This window comes from Streptomyces acidicola (assembly GCF_009377235.1).
Taxonomy (GTDB): domain Bacteria; phylum Actinomycetota; class Actinomycetes; order Streptomycetales; family Streptomycetaceae; genus Streptomyces; species Streptomyces acidicola.
Genome location: NZ_VMNX01000047.1, coordinates 15,681 through 37,025 on the forward strand (window position 1 = coordinate 15,681; position 21,345 = coordinate 37,025).

The window sequence follows — 21,345 nt, forward strand, 5'->3', positions numbered from 1 at the left end:
GTTCGACCTCTCGAACCGGGGTGCCCACAGCGCCATCCGACCATCCCGGCTCTCAGAGAACCCGCAGCAACAACACCGCCCGTGCCGGCACCGTGATCTCCGTCCCCGCCCGGTGCTCCACCCCCGGCGGACCCTCCTGGTCCTCGCGGGAGGTGTCGACGAGCACCTCGTACCGCTCGGCCCACGGCGGACCCGGCAGGACGAAGGACACCGGGCGGTCCGCCGCGTGCAGCACGGCCAGGAAGCTCTCGTCGACCACCGGCACACCACGCGCGTCACGTCCCGGGATGTCCCGGCCGGAGAGGTACATGCCGAGGGTGGCGGCGGGCGCGTACCAGTCCTGTTCCGTCATCTCGGTGCCCCGGCTCGTGAACCACGCCAGGTCCCGCAGCCCGTCCGCCGAGTGCGCGCGCCCGGAGAAGAACGCCCGCCTGCGCAGCACCGGGTGCTCGTGGCGCAGCGCGATCAGCCGGGACGTCAGGTCGAACAGCGCCTTCCAGCCGGACTCCTGAAGCAGCCCCCAGTCCAGCCAGCTGGTCTCGTTGTCCTGGCAGTACGCGTTGTTGTTGCCGCCCTGCGTCCGCCCCAGCTCGTCGCCCGCGACCAGCATGGGCACGCCCGTCGACAGCAGCAGGGTGGTCAGCAGGTTGCGCAACTGGCGGCGGCGCAGGGCGCGGACGCGCTCGTCGTCCGTCTCGCCCTCCGTGCCGCAGTTCCACGAGCGGTTGTCGTCGGTGCCGTCCCGGTTCCCCTCGCCGTTCGCCTCGTTGTGCTTGCGCTCGTACGACACCAGGTCGCGCAGCGTGAACCCGTCGTGCGCGGTGACGAAGTTGACCGACGCGTAGGGGCGCCGGCCGCCCCACGCGTACAGGTCGCTCGACCCCGACAGGCGGTACCCCAGGTCCCGTACGTCGGGCAGGGCGTCGCGCCAGAAGTCCCGTACGGCATTGCGGTACCGGTCGTTCCACTCCGTCCACAGGGGCGGGAACGCGCCCACCTGGTAGCCGCCCGCCCCCACGTCCCACGGCTCCGCGATCAGCTTCACGCGCCGCAGCACCGGGTCCTGGGCGATGACCGCGAGGAACGGCGACAGCATGTCGACGTCGTGCATCGAGCGCGCCAGGGCCGCGGCCAGGTCGAAGCGGAAGCCGTCCACCCCCATCTCCGTCACCCAGTAGCGCAGCGAGTCCGTGATGAGCCTCAGGACGTGCGGCTGGACCACGTGCAGGGTGTTGCCGCAGCCGGTGTAGTCCGCGTACCGGCGGGCGTCGTGCTGCAGCCGGTAGTAGCCGCGGTTGTCGATCCCGCGCAGCGACAGCATCGGGCCCAGCTCGGACGCCTCCGCGGTGTGGTTGTAGACCACGTCGAGGATCACCTCGATGCCCGCCGCGTGCAGCGCCCGCACCATCCGCTTGAACTCGCCCACCTGCTGGCCGGTCGTGCCGGACGCCGCGTACGACGCGTGCGGCGCGAAGTAGCCGATCGAGTTGTAGCCCCAGTAGTTGCGCAGGTTCCGCCGCAGCAGATGGTCCTCGTGGGCGAACTGGTGGACGGGCAGCAGCTCGACGGCCGTCACGCCCAGTTTCACCAGGTGCTCGATCGCCGCCGGGTGCGCCAGCCCGGCGTACGTGCCGCGCAGGTCCTCGGGGATTCCCGGGTGCAGCTTCGTGAAGCCGCGCACGTGCAGCTCGTAGATCACCGAGTCCGCCCACGGAGTCTTCGGGCGGCGGTCGTCGACCCATTCGTCGTCGGGCGCGTCGTCGTGGACGACGACTCCCTTCGGCACGTACGGCGCCGAGTCCCGGTCGTCGCGCACGGTGTCCGCGACCTGCTGCTGCGGCCAGTCACGGACGTGCCCGTACACCTCGGGCGGCAGCCTGCCGTAGTCGTTCCCCGCGCCCGCGTCCACGGCGCGGGCGTACGGGTCGAGGAGCAGCTTCGCCGGGTTCCAGCGGGCGCCGGTCCAGGGGTCCCAGCGGCCGTGCACCCGGTAGCCGTACCGCTGGCCGGGCAGCACGCCCGGCACGAAGCCGTGCCAGATCTCGTGCGTCAGTTCGGTGAGCGGGACGCGCGTCTCCACGCCCTCGGCGGAGAACAGACACAGCTCCACCGCCTCTGCTCCGCCCGACCACAGCGCGAAGTTGGTCCCAGCCACTCCGTCCGGCCCCACCCGGAACCGCGCCCCGAGCGGCATGGGAGCCCCCGGCCACACGGGCGTCTGCGCGGTGTCGTCCACCGTGCGCCGCCGCCTGCCGTTCAGCACGGCGGCCGGGCGCGCGGACGGTCCGCGTCCCTCCTGGACTGCCTCCTGCTCGGGTGCGCTCGCCACCTCACGGCCTCCTGCGGCTCGGCGGAACGACCGGGCGGGCACAGTGCAAGGACCCCTGAGGCGTCCCGGCCTCGGTTCCCCCTCGTGTCGTTCTCCCCACAGTTCTGCCCAGACGGTGGCTCGCACTCACGTTTCCCCGAGGCGTGCGCCGTCGTTGGGCCGCACGTACTGCACTTTTCCGGGGGACACCCTGCCCGCCCCCGGCCGGAAAAACAGAGGTCCGAGTGCCCATCACCACACATGCTCCCCGACGCGCCGGGGTCACGCTTGCTGCCGTACTGACATGGGTGGGACTGGTGGCCGCGGCCTCCGGGTGCACGCCGGAGGGGTTCGACGGCAAGCCCGGAGCACCGAGCGGCACCATCCGCGTCACACCGGCGGACGGAAGCAAGGACGTGCACGCCGACGAGCCGTTCGAGGTGCGGGTGCCCAGCGGGCGCCTGGAGTCGGTGAAGGTCGTCGTGTCGAGGGACGCCCAGGAGTCGCCCGTACGGGGGCGCATCTCCACCGACGGCCTGACCTGGCGCCCCACCGGTCCCGGGGGACTCGCGCTCGCCGCGAGATACACCGTCGACGCGGTGGCCCTCGACGGAGGCGGCCGCCGCTCGGCCCGCCACGTCACCTTCACGACGTACGTCCCCGAGAAGCGCTTCGTCGCCTACGCCATGCCGGAGAACCGCGCGACCGTCGGCACCGGCATGATCGTGTCCCTGGAGTTCAACCGGGCGATCCAGAACCGGGCCGCCGTCGAGCGGGCCGTCGCCGTGACCGCACGGCCCCCCGTGGAGATCCGCCCGCACTGGTTCGGCCCGAACCGGATGGACTTCCGCCCCGAGCACTACTGGAAGCCCGGCACACGGGTCACCGTGGGTCTGCGGCTGAGGGACGTCGAGGGCTCGCGTGGCATGTACGGCCTGCAGCACAAGACGTTCTCGTTCACCGTCGGCCGCCACCAGGCCAGCCTGGTCGACGCCGCCGCCCACACCATGCGGGTGTCCCGCGCCGACGGGCTCCTCGCCACGGTCCCCATCACGGCCGGGGCGCCCACGACGAAGACGTACAACGGGAAGATGGTCGTCACCGAGATGCTGGAGGTGACCCGGATGGACGGCGCCACGGTCGGCTTCAGGAAGGCCGACGGCAAGAGCGAGTACGACATCCCGGACGTCCCCCACGCCATGCGGCTCACCCGCTCGGGCACCTTCCTGCACGGCAACTACTGGGCGCCGGACGCCTTCGGAAACACCAACGTCAGCCACGGGTGTGTGGGCCTGCGCGATGTGAAGGGCGGCAGTTCGAGCACGCCCGCGGGCTGGTTCTTCGACCGCAGCCTCATCGGAGACGTCGTCGAGGTCGTCAACAGCCATGACAGGACTGTCTCTCCCGACAACGGGCTCGGAGGATGGAACATGGGCTGGGAGGAGTGGAAGGCGGGCGGCGCGGTGAAGTAGGCCGACAGGGCGGCGACATGGGGGGGAACCGGACGGAACGCAATGGCGCCCACGACGGTCCTACTTGGGACGGAACAGTGACCGTCGTGAGGCCCCCACCATGCCGATCTTGCGGTTAACGTACGCACAAACGCGCGGGACGCGTTGGGGGTGCGGGCCTGAACAGGCCGTGCGAGGGGAGACACGAACGTGAACGGGCGACCGATATCGGGGGCGTCGGTTGGTGTGCGGACGCGGAGGAGCCGGCGCAGCCAGGGGATACCGGCGCTGCTGCTGGGAGCGTTGCTCCTCACGGTGACCGCGTGCGGCGGCGGAGACGGAGGGTCGGACTCCGGGTCCGGCGGGGGGAAGGGGGACAAGGGTTCCGGCACGGCGGAGAGCAAGGCCTCCGCGGCCGTGGTGACCATAGCTCCGAAGAGCGGCGCCGACGACGTGAAGACCAGCGGTGCCCTTGAGGTCACCGCCGCCAAGGGCAAGTTGACCGAGGTCACGGTCAAGGACTCCAAGGGCGACGAGATAGCGGGGGAGATCACGGAGAACGGTGCCGGATGGGCGCCGTCGACCCACCTCGCCTCGGACACCAGGTACACGGTCCGTGCCGTCGCCGAGGACAAGGAAGGCCGCAAGGCCACGGAGGAGTCCTCGTTCACCACGCTGAAGCCGAAGAACACCTTCGTGGGCACCTTCACACCCGAGGACGGCTCCACGGTCGGCGTCGGCATGCCGTTCTCGCTCCGCTTCACCCGCGGCATCACGGCTCCCGAGGACGTCGAGAAGGCCATCACCATAAGGACCGAGCCGGCTGTCGACGTCGAGGGCCACTGGTTCGGCAACGACCGCCTCGACTTCCGCCCCGAGAAGTACTGGAAGCCCGGCACGAAGGTGACGGTCGACATCGACCTCGACGGCGTCGAGGGCCGCCCCGGCGTCTACGGCGAGCAGGACAAGAAGGTCTCCTTCACCATAGGCCGCAGCCAGATCTCCACCGTCGACGTCAAGGCCAAGAAGATGACCGTCAAGCGCGACGGCAAGGTCATCAAGACCATCCCCGTCACCACCGGCAAGCCCGGCTACGACACCTGGAACGGGCAGATGGTCATCAGCGAACGTCTCACCGTGACCCGTATGAACGGTGACACCGTCGGCTACGACGGCGAGTACGACATCAAGGACGTCCCGCACGCCCAGCGCCTGACGAACTCCGGCACCTTCATCCACGGCAACTACTGGGGCGGCGGCGCCTTCGGCAACTACAACGCCAGCCACGGCTGCATCGGCCTGCGCGACGTGCGCGGCGGCTACGACAAGAGCATCTCGGCGGCCTGGTTCTTCAACCGCTCGATGACCGGCGACGTGGTGATCGTGAAGAACGCCAACGAGCGGACCGTCGACCCGGACAACGGGCTCAACGGATGGAACATGTCGTGGGAGAAGTGGAAGGCCTGAGCCCTCGACGGCATTTCGACGGCATACGGCCCCGGTGCGAGGCATGTGAGGTACGGCACCGGGGCCGTATGCCGTTAGTGCCCGTTAACCTGCCTGCATGACAGTGCATCTCGAAGTCGCAGAAGGCGTCGGCACCATCCGTCTCGACCGCCCGCCCATGAACGCGCTGGACATCGCCACACAGGACCGCCTCAAGGAACTCGCCGAGGAGGCCGCGAACCGTGCGGACGTGCGCGCGGTGGTCCTGTACGGCGGGGAGAAGGTGTTCGCGGCGGGCGCGGACATCAAGGAGATGCAGGCCATGGACCACGCGGCGATGGTCGTGCGCTCCCGGGCGCTGCAGGACTCCTTCACGGCCGTGGCCCGTATCCCCAAGCCGGTCGTGGCCGCCGTCACGGGGTACGCGCTGGGCGGTGGCTGTGAACTCGCGCTCTGCGCGGACTACCGCATCGCCGGGGAGAACGCGAAGCTCGGCCAGCCCGAGATCCTGCTGGGCCTGATCCCGGGCGCGGGCGGCACCCAGCGCCTGTCCCGGCTGATCGGCCCGTCCAGGGCCAAGGACCTCATCTTCACGGGCCGCATGGTGAAGGCCGACGAGGCCCTGACGCTGGGCCTCGTCGACCGGGTCGTACCGGCGGGCGAGGTCTACACACAGGCGCACGAGTGGGCCGCGAAGCTCGCCCAGGGCCCGGCGATCGCGCTCCGCGCGGCCAAGGAGTCGATCGACACGGGCCTGGAGACGGACATCGAGACCGGGCTCGCCGTGGAACGGAACTGGTTCGCGGGGCTGTTCGGGACGGAGGACCGGGAGCGCGGGATGCGGAGCTTCGTCGAGGAGGGGCCGGGCAAGGCGAAGTTCGTGTGATCCCGCCCGGTGCTGTGCTGTGCTGTGCCGTGATGCGTTCCACTCCCCAAGTCCCGCTGATCGACTTGCAGTTGACGTGGTGTCTTACCCGCGTCCCTCAATGGGGCGGTTTATCGGAGCCTTAAGACAGTCTTAAGTAAACGCTGGGGCGGTCGGCCGGCGATTGCCCCATTCCGGTGAATCGCCGCAGCTCGGAAGGTGTGCGGCATCCTCCTCCCTGCCTCCAGCATATGCCAGATAAACCCCGTGGGGAGGGAGGTCCCAGGGGGCCTATTCCTGAGGAACGGCCCCGAACCAAGCCCTGGGCGGCCATGATGGGGGCATGGCGGGGCTGGAGGGTGTCGAACAGCCGCGGCGGCACGGGAGTGCGACCGCGGCGCGCTGGTCGCCTGCCGTCGAGGACGAACGGGCTCTGAAGGCGCTGGAGTTGTTCGGCAATCCCGCCGAGGCCGAGGTTCCTCTGCCGTCCCGCCCCGAGTCCGCGGCCACCGCGCGGCGGCTGACCCAGGTCGTCGTGCTCCGCCACTGGGGGCTCTCGCCGAAGATGACCGAGGACGCGGTGCTGCTCGTCTCGGAACTCGTCGGCAACGCCGTGCGCCACACCGGCGCCCGTGTCTTCGGGCTGCGCATGCGCCGCCAGCGCCGGTGGATCCGGATCGAGGTGCGCGACCCCTCGCGGGGCCTTCCCTGTCTCATGCCCGTCCAGGAGCTGGACATCAGCGGCCGGGGCCTCTTCCTCGTCGACAAACTCTCGGATCGCTGGGGCGTCGACCTGCTGCCTCGCGGCAAGACGACATGGTTCGAAATGCGGGTGCCGGACCGTTAGCGGCCACACCAGGGTGTGCGTTGTGCACGTGCCGAGGGGGCTTCGCCCCCTGGACCCTCGCTCCTCAAACGCCGGAGGGGCTGGGTTTTCCAGCCCGTCCGGCGTTTGAGGACGAGGCCGTTCAGGCCGATGAACCACCCACCCACCCGCACACAACCCACCCCCCAAGCCACCGACCGGGTGTCCGGGGTCGGAACTCGCGGCTTTGCGGCTCAGTGGGCGACAAGCAGCGCCTCCGCCCCCACGGGGCGGTAACCCGCCGCCTGGAACGCTCGCACGCTGCGGGCGTTCCCCGGTGCCGACTGGGCCCAGACCGGCTCCCCGCCCGCCAACTGCCGCGCGGCCGCGGCAAGCGTCCGCCCCAGCCCCCGGTGCCGTACCTCCTCGGCCACCTCGACCGCGGCCTCCAGCCGCCCCGCGACCCCGCGCCCCAGAACGAGCACACCGCCGTCGGCGGCCCACACCCGGACGTCGTCACGGTACTTCCGGGCCCGGACGACCCGGGGATGCTCGGGATCGCTGATCTCCGTCAGCGCGACCGACGGCTCCCCGGGCAGCGGAGACGCGACGGCGAGCATGTCGATGGTGTCGTTCGACCGCCCCGTACGCTCCATGAACGCCACCAGGAACCGCGGGTTCATGGTCGCGGCCAGCGCATCGCATCCCAGGGAGCCCAGTGTCTCGTGCACCCACTCCGGATCCTCGTCCGTGAAGACCACCGAGTGCGCGGTGAAGGCGAGGACGCCGGCGTCGCGGTGGGAGTGCTGGCGGACGACGGTCACGCCCCCGTCGGCGGGAGGGAAGCTCCCACGAGCCGCCGCATCCAGAATGTCCCGCAGAGTGCCGGCCAAGACGCCTGTTCCCCTTCGCAAGAAATCAAGAGAAGACGCAAGAAGTCGCTCGGAAGCGGCTGCGCTCGCTTGAGTCTCCAGCCACTGGAGGGCCCAGACTCTCAGACATGATCGACGACGGCACCGGACTTTTCACCATCGGCCGGCTGGCGCGGGCCACGGACCTTTCCGTGCGCACCATCCGCTACTGGTCCGACGCGGGCGTCCTGCACCCGGTGACCCGCAGCGAGAGCGGCTACCGGCTGTACGACGCGGCTTCGGTGGCCCGCCTCGAACTCATCCGCACGCTACGGGAGCTGGGCCTCGGCCTGGACGACGTACGCAGGGTGGTGGCGGGCGAGACGACGATCGCGGAGGTCGCGGTCACGCATGTGGCGGCCCTGGACGCTCAGATCCGCGCCCTGAAGCTGACCCGGGCGGTGCTGTCGACCGTGGCGCGACGCGGTTCGACCGCGGAGGAGATGACACTCATGAACAAGCTGGCGCGGCTGTCGGCCGCCGAACGTACACGCATCATCGACGACTTCATGGAGGAGACCTTCGGGGGCCTCGACACCGCGGACCCCGACATCCGCACCCGGATGAGGTTCAGCGTCGCCGATCTGCCCGATGACCCGACGCCCGAGCAGGTGGACGCCTGGGTGGAGCTCGCGGAGCTGTTGCAGGACCCCGGATTCCGGGCACGCATGCGCAGGACGATCGAGTTCAACGCCGCGGACCGGGGGCCGGAGGTGCCGCCCGGCACGTCCCTGTGGTTCATGAGCCGCCTGGTGCAGCTCGCGGCACAGGCGCGGGAACAGGGAATCGCCCCCGAGTCGCCGCGCGCCGAGGAGGTGCTGGGCCCGCTGCTCGGCAACGCCGACCGGGCCGCCGTACTCGAACGCATGGAGTCCGCCGCGCACGCCGAAATGGCCCGTTTCCGGGAGCTCACCGCGCTCGTCCGGGGCACCGAGCCGCTGCCCGCGCACGCCGAGGAGTTCGCCTGGGTGGTCGCCGCGTTGCGGGCCAGGCTCGCCGGTTAGTCTGAGCCTGCCGACCAAGGCTGTATGGCACGAAAGCACGAAGCATGATGAAGGGGCGGACCGGTGGCGGACATCGAGGAAGCACGCACGCAGTTCCAGCGCATCGACAAGGACGGTGACGGGTTCATCACCGCCGCCGAGTTCAAGACCGCCCTGGCCCAGGAGGGCGACTGGCACGTCACCGAGTCGGTGGCCGAGGCCGTCATAGCCGCCCAGGACCTCAACGGCGACAAGCTGCTCTCGTTCGAGGAGTTCTGGGGCCACCTCAACAAGTGAGCCCGCAAGGAGAGGGTGCCCATGCGCGCTGCGCGGCGGGCACCCTCTTTCTCCCTTCTCGGGTGGAAGGACCCGGGATGAGAGAAGGTCAGGCCTCTGCCCACGTCCGCAGCGCGGACTTGCTCGCAAAGTCGGCGACGTTCTTGTCCAGCGGGTCGTCGGTGTACTGGTGGAAACGCCACTTCGCCTGGATGCGGGGCTTGCCCGCGGTCACGTAGTCCGCGATCCACAGGCCGTCGCCCGCGTAGGAGGTCGTGTCGACGTTCAACCAGTAGTTGCGGTTCGTGTAGAGGATGACCCGGTGGTTCGGCCGGAGTTCCTTCACCTTCCGTATGAACCGGTCCTTCTCGGCATTGCTCGCGTGGGTGCCGTCACCCGTCGTCTCCCAGTCGACGGCGAGTATGTCGCCCCCCTTTTCGGGGGCCTTGCTCACGAAGTACTCGGCCTGGGCGGTCAGGTTGCCGGGCCAGAGGAAGTGGTAGAAGCCGACGACGAGGCCCGCGTCTCTGCCGGTCTTCGTCTGTGCGGCCAGCTTGGGGTTGGTGTACGTCCGGCCTTCCGTCGCCTTGATGAAGACGAAGGAAAGGCCGTCCGTGTCGTACGAGGACGACTGGTACGAACTGACGTCGATGCCTCGCAGCATGAGGCGCCTCCGGGCATGGGGGGACAGGGCAATCGACAGTACCTGTGGGGGGCGAACCTACTTTTGCCTTTCCCTCGCTCGCCCCGCCTCACCCCCTTGTGGGCCAACGTTCAGAAGGTTCCTTTCCGGTAGTGCGCGGTCTCCGCGTGGTCCTGTGCGCCCGAACAGACGATCCCGCGGAGCGGATTTCCGCTCCGCAGGGCAAGAGAACGGAATGCCGAATCAGGAACGAAGGGTTTCCGTCACATGGAGGAACGGTCGCCGCATGACCGGGCGGAGCGAACGCGGGAGTTCGCGGAGTGCGTGCTGCCCGAGGTGGAGATGCTGCTCCGGGTGGCGACGACGCTGACCGCGCGACCGGACCACGCAGAGGAGCTCGTGCGCGCCACCCTGCTGCGCGCGTACCGGACCTTCGAGCGGTGCGACGGCCGGCAGCCGCGGACCTGGCTCCTCACTCTTATGTACGAAGAGCGCACCGACCGGCGTCGTGCCCGAGGATCCCGTCCGCGGCGTGACCGGGAAACCGGCCCCCGCCCGTCACCCGCGGGCGTTTCCGGGCAGGCGGCGAAACCAGTCGTGGTCGGGCAGTCGTTCCACGAAGTCGTGGATTTCGCTCTGGCGGCCCTGCCGGTGAGGTACCGACAAGTGGTACGTCTGGTGGACATTGACGGTCTGTCGTACGCGGAGGCGGCCGGGTCGCTGGGCACGAGCGAGGCGACCGTGAAGAGCCGCCTGCGCCGTGCGCGCAGGCGTATCCGCGTCCGGCTGGCGGCAGCCGGGCTGGTGCCGGGACGAGGTGAACGGTGAGCATGTGGTCCAAGCGGAGACAACCGGCTGAGCGCACGATGACCTGTATGCAGGCGGGCCGGGTCCTGCAGGCATACCTGGACGGGGAGACGGACGACGCGACCGTGTGCCGGGTCGCGGTACACCTGGCGGACTGCCGCCGTTGTGGCCCGGAGGCCAGGACCTACCGGGAGATCAAGAACGCCCTCGTCCGCCGGGCGGAGCCGGACCCGGACGCGGTCGAGCGTCTGCGCGGGTTCGCGCGGGGACTGCTGCAGCACGAGACGCAGGGCGAGGGGGAGGAGCAGACTCCGGTGGCCTGAGGAGCATTCGGGTGTATCAGCGGGTGGACGGGAATGTTGCGGTGCCGTCGGCGGGTTTCCTGCGCGTGGGAAGGCCTCAGCCGGGCGACCGGGCCGGTCCCGAGCGATGAGCGGGGCCGACGGAGGTCCGGGCGCCGCAGCCGCCACGGCGAGTGACGACTCGACACGGTGGCCGGTCCGGAACCGAGGTGAGCGATGAGGGTGTGGCCGAGACGACGGGACCCGACGGGGAGGATGAGCTGCGCCCAGGTGCTCCGCGTCCTTCAGGAATACCTGGACGGGGAGACGGACGACGTCACCGCCCGACGCGTACGGGCGCACCTGGACGGCTGCCGCGACTGCGGGCTGGAGGCCCGCACCTACCGTGAGATCAAGAACGCGCTCGTACGCCAGGAGCAGCCCGACGCCCGCGCGGTGGCACGTCTGCGCGGCTTCGGCGAGTCCCTGCTGGACCCTGCCCCGGGTGACCAGCACGATCGGACACCGGGTGGGTGAGCGCCCCGGCCGGCGCCCTCCGTGAGCTGTCGGAGTCCGGGGCCGGGGGTACCTCCCGCGCCTTTTGGGCACTCGCCCTTCGGACAGTGGGAGAGGGGGTTCGACGGCAGGGCCTAGGCCGGCGAGGTCGGTGCCCGGTGCGGATGGCCGCGTATCGACGCCTTCATGAGCCGGAGGGCGATCAGTTCGCCGCTGCACGCCCAGCAGTGGGCCACATGAGCCGCGACACGCGTGTGTCGCACTCCGGTGAGCTGCCCGTCCGCGAACGCCCCGACCGCACCGTGCAGCCGTAGATGGCGCAGCTTTTCGCGGCATTCCCACCAGAGTCTGTTCGGCCGTTGGGTACTCAGCTTCGTCATGTATCGGAAACCCGCGTTAAAAGGCAGGACATTCCGTGGAATGCTCCGATTGGTCCGGAGGGTTTTCACCAGCCCGTGGGAGACACAATGGCGCAGCCGCCGGAGGTGCGGGACAAGGCGTTCGCGAAGTTCGTGCTGCCCGAGGTGGAAGTGTTGCTGCGGGTGGCGATGACGCTCACCGCGCAGCCCGCCGACGCCGAGGACCTGGTGCAGGAGACCCTGCTGCGCGCCTACAGGGCCATCGGCCGGTTCGACGGCGAGCATCCGCGCGCCTGGCTGCTGACCATCATGCGCCGGGCCGAGATCAACCGGCACCGTCGCCGTACCCCCCGTCTGCTCGACGACCCGGACGCCGACCTGGACCGGCTGAGTTCGGCCGGGGTGGTCGAATCGCCCGAGGAACTGGTGCTCGGCGAGAGCTTCGACGCGGTGGTCGGCGCAGCGCTCGCCGCTCTGCCCGACAAGCACAAGCAGGTCGTCCGGCTGGTGGACATCGGAGGGCTCAGCTACGGGGAGGCGGCCCAGGTGCTGGATGTGCCGGAGGGGACGGTGATGAGCCGCCTGCACCGGGCCCGCAAGCGGATAAGGACCCAGCTGGTGGCGGCCGGGCTCGCGCCGAAGAGGAGGCGCAGGACGTGAACGGCCCTGATCATGGACAGGGCGACTGCCGTCTGCTGCGAGTGCACACATGTGCACCGCCCGACCGCGCCCGAGGTGGCTCGTGAACGTGTGTGTGTCCCGTACGGGGCTGTGGGCGACCGTGCTCGCCTTGTCCGTCGCCCTTGCGGTCGGCTGCGGGCAGGAGGAGGACGAGCGGGGCCGTAGCTGTCCCGGCGGGGCGGGCAGGAACCTCTCGGGCCGCACCGTCGACGGGGTGGACCTGTGGCAGAAGAAGCTCCGGTGCATCAACCTGGAGGGCTCGGAGCTGACGGGTTCGGTCTCCGAGGCGAACCTGAGCCGAGGCAACCTCTTCGGGGCGCGGCTGACCGATGTGTCCCTGGAGAGCGTGGACCTGCGTGACGCGGATCTCCGCCGCGCTCGTCTGACCGCCGGCACCCTCGCCGAGGTCGACCTGCGTGGTGCCGATCTCGGTGGGGCGTCGCTCGACCGGACCATGCTCACCAACGTCAGTTTCGGGGGAGGCCGGCTCCGGGGTACGAACCTGCGTTCCGCCTCCCTCACCAACGTCGACTTCAGCCACGCTGACCTGCGTGACGCGGATCTGTCGGACGCGGAGCTGTCCGGCAGCACACTGCGCGGTGCGCGGCTGGACGGGGCCGATCTGTCGGGTGCGAGCTGGGAGAACGTCGTGTGCCCGGACGGCACCAAATCCATCGGCACCCGCTCCTGCAAGGGGCACTTCACCCCGGCATCCTGAAGCCCCGGGGCCCGGCCCGCCCTCCCGGACATTTGAGGTCGTATTTCACGAAAAGGGAATGTCGCGCGGAGGGGGTCGGGTTTCCTGTCCGAGTGCTGTTCGGTCACGTCGTGTCCGGACTCCGTGCCGGAGAGCGTGGCCGGAGTTCCCGAGGGGCCGGGAGGACGACTTGGGCATCATGGGTCTTCCGCTGGGGCGAGCACGGTTTCCCGGATTACGCGAAGCCGCTCCTGCGCGCCGCGCCGTTCCGCGCGGGCGCGGTCGGCGGCTGCGTCGTCGCCGCGCGGTGACGCTCTTCGCTCTGGTGGCCGGTGTGTACGCGGCCGTCTTCGTGGCGTTGCTCGCCCGGTCGCCCCTGTTGCGGCTGGACTGGCGCCTGGCCATGTGGCGGCCGTACAGACAGTGGCCCGAGTTGCGGGAGCTCCTGGACATCCTCGTCGTCGCCGGGCAGCGGGGGCCGACGATGACGGCGGCGCTGGCCTGGCTGGGGTGGCGCTACTGGCGCAGCAGGAACCCGCGCCCGCTGCTGGTCTTCCTCGCGGCGCTGGTGCTGCTCAACGTGAGCGTCGGTGCGGTCAAGCTGGGGACCGGGCGCCTGGGGCCCGGCTCCGCGCACACCATCGGCTCCACCGAGTTCCTCCGGGGCGGCGATGTCTTCCCGTCCGGCCACACGGCCAACTGCCTCGTCATCTGGGGAACGCTCGCCCACCTCGCCACGCGCCATCGCACCGCGGCGGCCGTGGCGGCCGCTCTGGCCGCCGTGGTGGTCGGCCTGGCCACCGTCTACCTGGGCACCCACTGGTTCAGCGACGTGCTGGGCGGCTGGGCGGCCGGCGCGCTCGTGCTGCTGGCCCTTCCGTGCTGCGAGCCGTTCGCCGAGTGGGTGGTGGTTCGGGTCAGGAGGCTGGGGGCGCGGCTGGGTGCTGACCCGGCGTCATGGTTGGGCCCAGGGGTGGCCGTGGGTACGGCAGTTCCGGCAGTTCGGGCGGTTCGTGGGCCGAGAGGGCCGGGTGGCTGGGCGGCCTCCGCGTTCCGTGCGTTCGCGTCGCGGTGGCTGAACCCGGCTGCGGCGACGGCCGCATTCCATCCCCGGATATGGAATGAGCGTGGGCCGCCGCGGGTTTCCGATATGTCTTGAATTCCCCACAGCATTCCCTTGTGTCATTCCCTTGTGCCCGGTGCCGGCTGTGTCCGGTGCCGGCGGAATGAACGCCTGGGGCGATGCGGGCCGCGCAGGTCGCGGGACGCGTACCGCGGGAGAACCGTGGTGGCGGCCCGTGAGCCGGTGCTCGACAACGGAGAACACCAGTGGCAGTTCAAGTTCTGATCGCAGAGGACCACGCGGTGGTCCGACAGGGCCTGCGAGACTTTCTGAGCCTTGACGGCGACATCGCGGTGGCCGGTGAGACGACGAACGGGCGGGAGGCCGTACGCCTGGCCCGGGAGCTGTGTCCTGACGTCGTGTTGATGGAGCTCATGATGCCCGTCATGGACGGCATCGAGGCCACAGAACAGATCCGCCGGGAACTGCCCGAGGTCAGGGTCGTGGCGCTGACCGGCGTCCTCGACGGTGGCATGGTGATGGCGGCCGTCCGGGCGGGCGCGACGGGCTTCCTGCTGAAGAACGCGGAGGCCGACGAACTGCGGCACGCGGTGAAGGCCGCGGCGACGGGGCGGACGTACGTCTCCAGCGCCGCGGTCGCCCGTCTGGTGGACCAGGTCAGCGGCCCGACCGGGCCGGCGCGTCTCACCGAGCGCGAGTCGGAGGTCCTGGTCATGCTCGCCCGGGGCAAGGCGAACAAGGAGATCGCGCGCGACCTCCACATCGGGCAGCAGACCGTGAAGACGTACGTCAGCCACATCTTCGACAAGCTCGGGGTGCACAGCCGGACCCAGGCTGTCGCGCATGCCCTGCGGCTGGGGCTGGTGCCGCCCGGCGAACTCGCCCGTGGTCTCGTCGTGAACGAGGAATACCGGTGGTCCGCCTGACGGACCGTCGTCCTGCGGTTGCCGGTGACTGTTCTGCGGACCGGTGACCGCTCTACGGACCGGTGACTGCTCAATGGCTCGGTGACCGCTCTACGGCGAGTCACCCCCCGGCCGGTCACGTCCCGGCCCCACGGGCGGTCACCGTGTCGCACAGCTCGGCCAGCGTGTCCTTGGCCGCGCAGTCCGGGAGGTCCCTGAGCGCCGACCGTGCATGGTGAGCCCGGCGCCGAGCGTCCCGCAGGGCCCGCCGCGGCGCCGGGTGTGTGGGCGGCGGGTCGACGGTGGCGGCCCCCAGCACGTCGTCCGTGAGCCCGAGGGCGGTGCCGAGCCGCTCGCCGTACCGGGCGAGGGCGTCGCAGACGCGGGCGTCGGCACCCGACGCGAGGGCGCCGAGCCGCCCCGAGGCGCCGGTCAGCGAGCCCGTCCGGGCGGCGGCGACCTCGACATGGTGCGCGACCGGATCGCATCCCTCACCCGGGCCCGTCCGGGCCAGCATCTGGCCCGTGACCATGCGCCCGTATGCGGCCGTCTGGGCGCGTACGGCGTCGGGGCCGAGGGCGGCCACGATCTGCGAGGCGCGGGCGAACAGGAAGTCGCCGGTGAGAACCGCGACCGAGGTGGCCCCGAGGACGCCGGAGCCCGGCCCGGGGTGCGCGGCCGCCTCCGCGTCGCACACGCTGTCGTGCCCGAGCGCGGCGAGGTGCGTCAGTTCGGCGGCGACCGCCGCGGGCGCGACCCCGGGAGCGTGCGGGTCGCCGAACCGTGCGGCCAGCAGTACCAGCAGGGGGCGCAGCCGCCACCCTTTTCCCTTGCGCAGAAGGCTCCGGCCGGACTCGGCGATGAAGGGGACGTCGCTCTTCACGGCTGCCAGCAGGCCCTCCTCGACGGCCTCCGCCCCGGCCAGGAGGTCGGCCCGAAGGACGCGGTCTCGTAGGTTCCGGCCGAAGACGTGGGCGATGGTCATGGGCGCTCCTGCCTGTGCATGGCCGCGTGGGACGGGCGGTGGCCGGCGGCGGCCGAGATCTGCTCCGCCGTGCGTCGCGCGCCGTGAACCGTGAACGTCTCCTGGCTCCGGGGCCGGCCCGGTGCGCCGGGCCCGGCTGGAAACCTGGCGGCACGTGCAGCGGATTCCACGTGCGCGCTCGCTTGACATGATTTTGCAGGGGTTTGCATACGTACGGGCGTCACGCGCGGGTTCACGCCGGGGACCGGATGGTGGAATACGCCGGTTGCGAGGCGGGTTTCCTTCTAGTTCGCCGGTGTCGCTTCGTTGGTGTTCATGGAGATGCCGTGACTGAGATGTCCGAGTGGACGAGGGACCCCGCTCCCGCCGCCGCGGTCGGAACGGAGGCGCGGCCGATAGCCGACTACGCGCTGTTGTCGGACCGTCAGGGCGCGGCACTGGTGGCGCGTGACGGGTCCGTGGACTGGCTGTGCCTTCCCCGCTTCGACTCCGCGTCCGTGTTCGCCCGGTTACTGGACCGTTCCGCCGGTCACTGGTGGATCCGTCCGGTCGGTGTCTTCACCGTGCGCCGGGCGTACGTGGACGCGTCGATGGTGCTGCGTACGGAGTTCCGGACCGACACCGGCACGGTCGTGGTGACCGACGCGTTGCAGGTGGGGGCGTGCGCGAGTGGCCGTGACCTCGGCCGGGAGGTGCCGCACACGCTGCTGCGGGTGGTGGAGTGCACCCGGGGGTCGGTCAGGATGGCGGTGGAGTACGTTCCGCGGCCGGAGTACGGCGCCGTACGGCCGTTGCTGGCGCCCGCCGACGGGGGTTTGCTCTGCCCGTTCGGTTCCGGATCGCTTCTGCTGTCCTCACCGGTGCGGCTCCAGGGGCGGGCCGCCACGGCCCGCGGACAGCTGGCGCTGAACGCCGGGGACCGGGCCGGTTTCGCCCTGCAGTACGTGCCGGCCGGCGCCCGGCGGAGGCTGTGGACCCAGGCCGAGATCGAGGCGGCTCTGGCCACCACGCTCGACGCCTGGCGGTCCTGGGCCGCGCGGAACCAGCGGTACGAGGGACCGTGGCGGGAGGCGGTCCGCCGGAGCGGCCAGGTGCTCCAGGCGCTCACGTTCGCCCCGACCGGCGCGGTCGTCGCGGCACCCACGACATCGCTGCCCGAGGCGGCGGGCGGCGAGCGCAACTGGGACCACCGGTTCTCCTGGGTGCGGGAAGCCTCCTTCGCCCTGCACGCGCTGTCGGTGGCCGCCTGTCCGGGGGAGGCGGAGGCGTTCTTCGCCTGGATGGCGCGGACCGCTTCCGCGGAGGGCCCCGCCGACGGCCACCCCCTCCAGGCGGTCTACGGGGTCGGGGGCGAACGGGAGCTGACCGAGCGCACACTCGACCATCTGGCCGGCTGGGGCGGCAGCCGGCCCGTGCGCGTCGGCAATGACGCGTGGCGTCAGCGCCGGCTCGACATCTACGGCGAGCTGTTGGACGCCGCGTACCGGCTGCGTGGCCGGTTGCACCGGCTCGACGCGGACGGACGGCGGTTTCTGACGAGCCTGGCCGACGCGGCCGCGGTGCACTGGCCCCAGCCGGATCACGGCATCTGGGAGTTCCGCGGCCACCCGCAGCACTTTCTGTACTCCAAGCTCATGTGCTGGGTCGCGCTCGACCGCGCCATCGCCCTGGCCGACGAACTCCAGGCCACCGCCCGGGTGCGCGCCTGGACCGCGGCCCGCGCCGGCATCCGCGTGGCGATCGAGGCGTACGGCTGGAGCGACCGGGCGGGGGCGTACAGCCAGGCGTTCGGATCCGCCGTGCTGGACGCCTCCGCGCTGATGCTGCCGATCACCGGCTTCACATCGCCCGGTGACGTGCGGGCGCGGGCCACGGTCGCCGCCGTACGGGAGCGGCTGACCGGCCCGAGCGGGCTGGTCCACCGCTGTCAGCGCCTCGACGACGGACAGCGCTTCGACGAGGGACTGGTACAGGGCCTCGGCGACGGCCCGGCGGGCGGGGAGGGTCCCTTCCTCATGTGCACCTTCTGGCTCGCCCACGCGCTCGCCCTGATGGGCGAGGTCGCGGACGCGCGGGCGGTTTTCGAGCGGGCGGCCTCCTGCGCCAATGACGTCGGGCTGCTGGCCGAGGAGGCGGACCCGGACGACGGTCAGCTGCGCGGCAACTTCCCGCACGCGCTCAGTCACATCGGCCTGGTCAACGCGGCCTGGGCGATCGGCCGGGCAGAAGCGGGCGGACACGGCTGAGAGGCCGCGGGCCTCTCGCCCGCGGCCTCTCGCCGCTCACTCCGGGTGCACGTCACTTCGGGCGTACGTCATTCCGGGGTGTACGTCGGATTGCTCCGACTTGCTTCGACTTACTCCGAGTTACTTCGGCTTACTTCGACGAGTTCTCCGGCTTACCCTTCAGCAGCGGTGCCTGGTAGTCCCCGAGCAGCGCCTTCTTGCCCGGGTCCAGGGTCTTCCAGTCGTCCTTGAGGACGCCACCGGTGTCGCCCGAGTTCGGGTTCCAGGACCAGTAGGTGTAGCTGATGCCGTTCTTCTTCAGGTACTTCATCAGGCTCTGCTGCCAGACGGCCTCGGTGCTGTTGCCGGTGGACTTCCTGCCGCCGAACTCACCGAGCATCAGCGGAGCGGTGTTGTCCTTCTTCAGGTAGCCCCAGTGCTTGTCCCAGAAGGCCGGCATGTTGTTGGGGAAGTCCTTGTCCATGAACCAGTTCTGGTTGTAGACACCCGGTCCGTACTCGTGCGGGGAGTACACGACCTTGTTGGCTTCCTTGAGCTTCACCGGGTGTTCCTTGACGTGGCGCAGTTCGCCGCCCCACCAGGTCGTCTCGTCCTTGTACTTGTCGTTGCCCTCGACGAAGATCAGCCAGTTGGGGTTGACCGAGTGGATCGTGTTGCCGGCCTTCTCGGCGGCCATCTTCCAGTCGGTCTTGGGGTTGCCGTCGCCCCAGGTGGCCTGGCCGCGCGGCTCGTTGTGCAGGTCGGCGCCGATGACCAGGTCGTTGTTCTTGTACCGCTGGGCCAGCATCTTCCAGTCGGACAGCCACTTGCTCTCGGGGAGCTTGTCGGTGTACCAGAGCTCGCTCTGACCCCACTGGTCCGGGCGGTGCTGGTCGAGAATGACCATCAGCCCGTGCTTGGTGGCGCTCTGGACGACCTTGTCCATGAGCTGGAGCCCGTTCAGCCCCTTGAGATCCGGGTTCTGCTTGAGGTCGATGCCGTTGGGCTTGCTCTTGGCGTCGAAGAGCTCGTTGGAGTAAGGCAGCCGGAGCGTGTTGAACCCGGTGTCGACCATCTGCTGGAACATGGAGTCGAGGTTGCGCGTCCACAGGCCGTGCGGTGCGAAAGTGCCGGTCTCCAGGCCGAACCAGTTGACGCCGGTCAGGGTCACCGTTTTGCCCTTGGAGTCCACGATGTTGGCCCCGGAGGTGCGCAGCGGGCCCTGGCTCCCGGCCTCGGCGCTGGAGCTGCTGCCGCTCTTCACGGAATCCATCGTAAACGCGGAGACGGTCCCTCCGACGGCGGCAACCGCGACGGCCGCCCCTGCGGCGCCGAGAATCATGCGGCGGCTGAGACCTCGCTTCTTTTCGGTCGCGGTCGTGGTCGGTTCGGCCTGGTTTTCCATGGGGGAATTCATGCGGTAATACTCCTGAGGAATTCGGGTACGGCAGTTTTGAGAATGCTGATGGGGGGCGTGGTCGCCGACGCTTCCGGGCACTCCGTGTACGGCTCCGTGGCCGTGGAAATGAAGACGAGAACGGCCATGGGGAGGAGTGCGGCGAGCGCCTTGCCGAGTTGATGCGACGGCCAGTACGGCCAGTGCGGCGTGTCCGTGTCGACCAGGACCACGTCCGGGCTTACTCCGCTGACCAGCGAAATTGCCTCACAGACGGTGGCCACTGCGCCCATGAGTTCACATCCCGGCGCTTCCGTGACGAGATCTGCGAGAGCAGCCATTACCTGCGGATGGGGCTCCACGACGAGAACTCTTTTCACGGGCGGGGAACTCCTTCGAGCGTTTTTCTGCCATGCCCAGAAGGCTAGAAAAGAGGCCCCTCCCGAATCGACGTACGACGGATCGAAATCCGCGCACGCCAAACGGCCGAATTCGGGCTACCTCAATTGAGGTAGCCCGAATTCGGCCGTTTTGAGCTCTTTGATGTGGCTGTGGATCGGTTGGTGATGGCGGCGTTCGCGGTGCTGCACGCAGCCCTGTGCCGCCCGGAGCGCGCAGGTCAGCGACTCAGCGAGTCAGCGGCTCAACGGGTCAGCGGGCCAGCAGGTAGGCGTACTGCGCGTCGAACGTCCCCGGGGCCGCGGCGCAGCCGTCGGCCTGGCCCGGCGGTTTCACCCACAGATAGGCGTCGACCCCACGGACACCGGTGTCGGTGGTGGGGACATGGCCGAGACGCCGGCCCGGCGGATCGCAGGGGTGATGGCCCCGGATCGGTCCGGCACCGTTACGGCTCGTGTCGATCACCATGGACAGCCGGGCTTCGGCCAGGTCCCCGATCACCGCGAGGCCGTAGCGGATCTCGTCATCCGTCCTGTTGAAGTTCGACACGTTCAGGGATATGCCGTCCCCGTAGCGGGTCACGTCGGCGCGCCGGAGCCGGTCGGCCATGGTCCGCGCGGGGTGCCAGGCGGAGTTGCCCGCGTCGTAGTACACCCGGGCGTTCGGGGCTTCGCGGTGGAGCACACGGCCCGCGTAGGCCAGGGCCGCGTATCGTTCCCGCCGGTCCCGGGGGCTGAGGCAGTCGGCGAGCGCGAGGGCGTCCGGTTCGAGGATCACCGCGGCGCGGCCGGGGCCGATTCCCCGGGCGAAGGCACTGATCCACTCCCGGTAGGCGGTGGGGTCCCCGGTGCCGCCGCTGCTGTGTCCGGAGCAGTCACGGCGGTGCACCGCGTAGGCGACGAGGACCGGCAGCGTGTCCCGGGTCCGGGTTGCGTCGATCACCGTCCGCACCTGCTCCGTCACCCTCAACGGGTCCGGGTCTGTGAACCAGGACGCCTGCGGCCGGTCCGCGATGCGCCTGGCGATGACGGCCGCCCGGGGGTCCCCGGCGTTCTCGTGCACCCAGAGGGCGGCCGGAGTGTCGGGGTCGGTGTAGAGGCGCGTGTCGGCGGGGAAACGAGGCGGCGGCAGGACGAGCGGCGCCGCGGCACCGATGCTTGGAGCGGAGAAGAACGGCGCGGTGGTCGCCGCCGTCGCCAAGGTCACCAGCAGGCCGAGAGCGGACAGCAGAGCCGTCATCCGCACCCGCCAGGCGTGCTGATACGCGCGCCCCGGGTCCGGTGCTCCGGGGCGCGTGTACGCGGAGGCAGAGGTGTACAAGC

Annotated in this window: 21 protein-coding genes; 14 read left to right on the top strand and 7 right to left on the bottom strand. The window is 70.2% G+C overall.

All coding sequences use genetic code 11. From position 1 onward, the window contains the following. Positions 1-52: 52 nt before the first annotated feature. The gene (gene glgX / locus FPZ41_RS15350) at positions 53-2,329 is read right to left on the bottom strand and encodes a glycogen debranching protein GlgX (RefSeq protein ID WP_322620263.1); all 2,277 of its coding nucleotides are present in this window, start codon (positions 2,327-2,329) and stop codon (positions 53-55) included. Between the two features lie 224 nt (positions 2,330-2,553). Here glgX and FPZ41_RS15355 point away from each other — a divergent pair, with 224 nt between their 5' ends. From FPZ41_RS15355 to FPZ41_RS15370, 4 genes are all read left to right on the top strand, one after another. After that, a complete protein-coding gene (locus tag FPZ41_RS15355) occupies positions 2,554-3,780 on the top strand; it encodes a L,D-transpeptidase (RefSeq protein WP_322620264.1) in 1,227 nt (408 codons plus the stop codon). A gap of 189 nt (positions 3,781-3,969) precedes the next feature. Beyond that, positions 3,970-5,226 carry a L,D-transpeptidase gene (locus FPZ41_RS15360; RefSeq protein WP_322620265.1) on the top strand — a complete coding sequence of 419 codons (1,257 nt, stop codon included), beginning with the start codon at positions 3,970-3,972 and terminating at the stop codon, positions 5,224-5,226. Between the two features lie 97 nt (positions 5,227-5,323). Continuing rightward, entirely contained in the window at positions 5,324-6,091 is a 768-nt protein-coding gene (locus tag FPZ41_RS15365; RefSeq protein WP_152862965.1) for an enoyl-CoA hydratase/isomerase family protein, read from the top strand. A gap of 322 nt (positions 6,092-6,413) precedes the next feature. After that, positions 6,414-6,917, top strand: coding sequence for an ATP-binding protein (locus FPZ41_RS15370; protein ID WP_131561189.1), 504 nt, complete (start codon positions 6,414-6,416; stop codon positions 6,915-6,917). Positions 6,918-7,129: 212 nt separating this feature from the next. Here the strand turns inward: FPZ41_RS15370 and FPZ41_RS15375 are convergent, their stop codons facing one another. Next, positions 7,130-7,768, bottom strand: a complete 639-nt coding sequence (locus tag FPZ41_RS15375; protein ID WP_152862967.1) for a GNAT family N-acetyltransferase — start codon at positions 7,766-7,768, stop codon at positions 7,130-7,132. 107 nt (positions 7,769-7,875) lie between these two features. Between FPZ41_RS15375 and FPZ41_RS15380 the strand changes: the two genes are divergently transcribed. Then, positions 7,876-8,790 carry a helix-turn-helix domain-containing protein gene (locus FPZ41_RS15380; RefSeq protein WP_152862969.1) on the top strand — a complete coding sequence of 305 codons (915 nt, stop codon included), beginning with the start codon at positions 7,876-7,878 and terminating at the stop codon, positions 8,788-8,790. Positions 8,791-8,853: 63 nt separating this feature from the next. Next, entirely contained in the window at positions 8,854-9,066 is a 213-nt protein-coding gene (locus FPZ41_RS15385; RefSeq protein WP_322620266.1) for an EF-hand domain-containing protein, read from the top strand. An 88-nt stretch (positions 9,067-9,154) separates the two neighbouring features. Here FPZ41_RS15385 and FPZ41_RS15390 read toward each other — a convergent pair whose 3' ends face one another. Further along, positions 9,155-9,709 carry a glycoside hydrolase family 25 protein gene (locus tag FPZ41_RS15390; RefSeq protein WP_152862971.1) on the bottom strand — a complete coding sequence of 185 codons (555 nt, stop codon included), beginning with the start codon at positions 9,707-9,709 and terminating at the stop codon, positions 9,155-9,157. Between the two features lie 246 nt (positions 9,710-9,955). Between FPZ41_RS15390 and FPZ41_RS15395 the strand changes: the two genes are divergently transcribed. The 7 genes from FPZ41_RS15395 to FPZ41_RS15430 all read left to right on the top strand — a co-directional run bounded on the left by FPZ41_RS15395 (position 9,956) and on the right by FPZ41_RS15430 (position 15,039). Further along, positions 9,956-10,516 (top strand): RNA polymerase sigma factor, encoded by a 561-nt coding sequence (locus FPZ41_RS15395; protein WP_152862973.1) that lies wholly within the window; start codon positions 9,956-9,958, stop codon positions 10,514-10,516. Positions 10,517-10,554: 38 nt separating this feature from the next. Then, complete coding sequence (locus FPZ41_RS15400; protein WP_131566074.1) at positions 10,555-10,818, top strand: anti-sigma factor family protein; 264 nt, start codon at positions 10,555-10,557, stop codon at positions 10,816-10,818. Positions 10,819-11,052: 234 nt separating this feature from the next. Continuing rightward, positions 11,053-11,313, top strand: a complete 261-nt coding sequence (locus FPZ41_RS15405) for an anti-sigma factor family protein (protein WP_152862975.1) — start codon at positions 11,053-11,055, stop codon at positions 11,311-11,313. Positions 11,314-11,759: 446 nt separating this feature from the next. Then, the gene (locus FPZ41_RS15415) at positions 11,760-12,311 is read left to right on the top strand and encodes an RNA polymerase sigma factor (RefSeq protein WP_131566065.1); all 552 of its coding nucleotides are present in this window, start codon (positions 11,760-11,762) and stop codon (positions 12,309-12,311) included. An 82-nt stretch (positions 12,312-12,393) separates the two neighbouring features. Further along, positions 12,394-13,050: a pentapeptide repeat-containing protein gene (locus FPZ41_RS15420; protein ID WP_322620267.1), complete on the top strand. Its 657-nt coding sequence runs from the start codon at positions 12,394-12,396 to the stop codon at positions 13,048-13,050. Between the two features lie 286 nt (positions 13,051-13,336). Then, the gene (locus tag FPZ41_RS15425; protein WP_322620268.1) at positions 13,337-14,188 is read left to right on the top strand and encodes a phosphatase PAP2 family protein; all 852 of its coding nucleotides are present in this window, start codon (positions 13,337-13,339) and stop codon (positions 14,186-14,188) included. A 170-nt stretch (positions 14,189-14,358) separates the two neighbouring features. Beyond that, positions 14,359-15,039, top strand: coding sequence for a response regulator (locus FPZ41_RS15430; RefSeq protein WP_131566059.1), 681 nt, complete (start codon positions 14,359-14,361; stop codon positions 15,037-15,039). Positions 15,040-15,154: 115 nt separating this feature from the next. Here FPZ41_RS15430 and FPZ41_RS15435 read toward each other — a convergent pair whose 3' ends face one another. Then, positions 15,155-16,003 carry a polyprenyl synthetase family protein gene (locus FPZ41_RS15435; RefSeq protein WP_152862984.1) on the bottom strand — a complete coding sequence of 283 codons (849 nt, stop codon included), beginning with the start codon at positions 16,001-16,003 and terminating at the stop codon, positions 15,155-15,157. Positions 16,004-16,338: 335 nt separating this feature from the next. Here FPZ41_RS15435 and FPZ41_RS15440 point away from each other — a divergent pair, with 335 nt between their 5' ends. Further along, a complete protein-coding gene (locus FPZ41_RS15440; RefSeq protein ID WP_152863007.1) occupies positions 16,339-18,249 on the top strand; it encodes a glycoside hydrolase family 15 protein in 1,911 nt (636 codons plus the stop codon). A 130-nt stretch (positions 18,250-18,379) separates the two neighbouring features. Here the strand turns inward: FPZ41_RS15440 and FPZ41_RS15445 are convergent, their stop codons facing one another. The 3 genes from FPZ41_RS15445 to FPZ41_RS15455 form a co-directional block, all read right to left on the bottom strand. After that, on the bottom strand, positions 18,380-19,501 hold the full coding sequence (locus FPZ41_RS15445) for a glycoside hydrolase family 5 protein (protein ID WP_228022750.1): 1,122 nt from the start codon (positions 19,499-19,501) through the stop codon (positions 18,380-18,382). A 140-nt stretch (positions 19,502-19,641) separates the two neighbouring features. Continuing rightward, positions 19,642-20,004, bottom strand: coding sequence for a response regulator transcription factor (locus FPZ41_RS15450; protein ID WP_322620269.1), 363 nt, complete (start codon positions 20,002-20,004; stop codon positions 19,642-19,644). Positions 20,005-20,275: 271 nt separating this feature from the next. Continuing rightward, positions 20,276-21,343, bottom strand: coding sequence for a glycoside hydrolase family 6 protein (locus FPZ41_RS15455; protein WP_228022751.1), 1,068 nt, complete (start codon positions 21,341-21,343; stop codon positions 20,276-20,278). Positions 21,344-21,345 lie beyond the last annotated feature (2 nt).

What these genes read in the sequence shown, in the direction of transcription:
- FPZ41_RS15365 (WP_152862965.1), top strand. Translation starts at nt 5,324, where the DNA reads ATGACAGTGCATCTCGAAGTCGCAGAAGGCGTCGGCACCATCCGTCTC.
- FPZ41_RS15370 (WP_131561189.1), top strand. Translation starts at nt 6,414, where the DNA reads ATGGCGGGGCTGGAGGGTGTCGAACAGCCGCGGCGGCACGGGAGTGCG.
- FPZ41_RS15380 (WP_152862969.1), top strand. Translation starts at nt 7,876, where the DNA reads ATGATCGACGACGGCACCGGACTTTTCACCATCGGCCGGCTGGCGCGG.
- FPZ41_RS15390 (WP_152862971.1), bottom strand. Translation starts at nt 9,709, where the DNA reads ATGCTGCGAGGCATCGACGTCAGTTCGTACCAGTCGTCCTCGTACGAC.
- FPZ41_RS15395 (WP_152862973.1), top strand. Translation starts at nt 9,956, where the DNA reads ATGGAGGAACGGTCGCCGCATGACCGGGCGGAGCGAACGCGGGAGTTC.
- FPZ41_RS15400 (WP_131566074.1), top strand. Translation starts at nt 10,555, where the DNA reads ATGACCTGTATGCAGGCGGGCCGGGTCCTGCAGGCATACCTGGACGGG.
- FPZ41_RS15405 (WP_152862975.1), top strand. Translation starts at nt 11,053, where the DNA reads ATGAGCTGCGCCCAGGTGCTCCGCGTCCTTCAGGAATACCTGGACGGG.
- FPZ41_RS15415 (WP_131566065.1), top strand. Translation starts at nt 11,760, where the DNA reads ATGGCGCAGCCGCCGGAGGTGCGGGACAAGGCGTTCGCGAAGTTCGTG.
- FPZ41_RS15435 (WP_152862984.1), bottom strand. Translation starts at nt 16,003, where the DNA reads ATGACCATCGCCCACGTCTTCGGCCGGAACCTACGAGACCGCGTCCTT.
- FPZ41_RS15440 (WP_152863007.1), top strand. Translation starts at nt 16,339, where the DNA reads ATGTCCGAGTGGACGAGGGACCCCGCTCCCGCCGCCGCGGTCGGAACG.
- FPZ41_RS15445 (WP_228022750.1), bottom strand. Translation starts at nt 19,501, where the DNA reads ATGGATTCCGTGAAGAGCGGCAGCAGCTCCAGCGCCGAGGCCGGGAGC.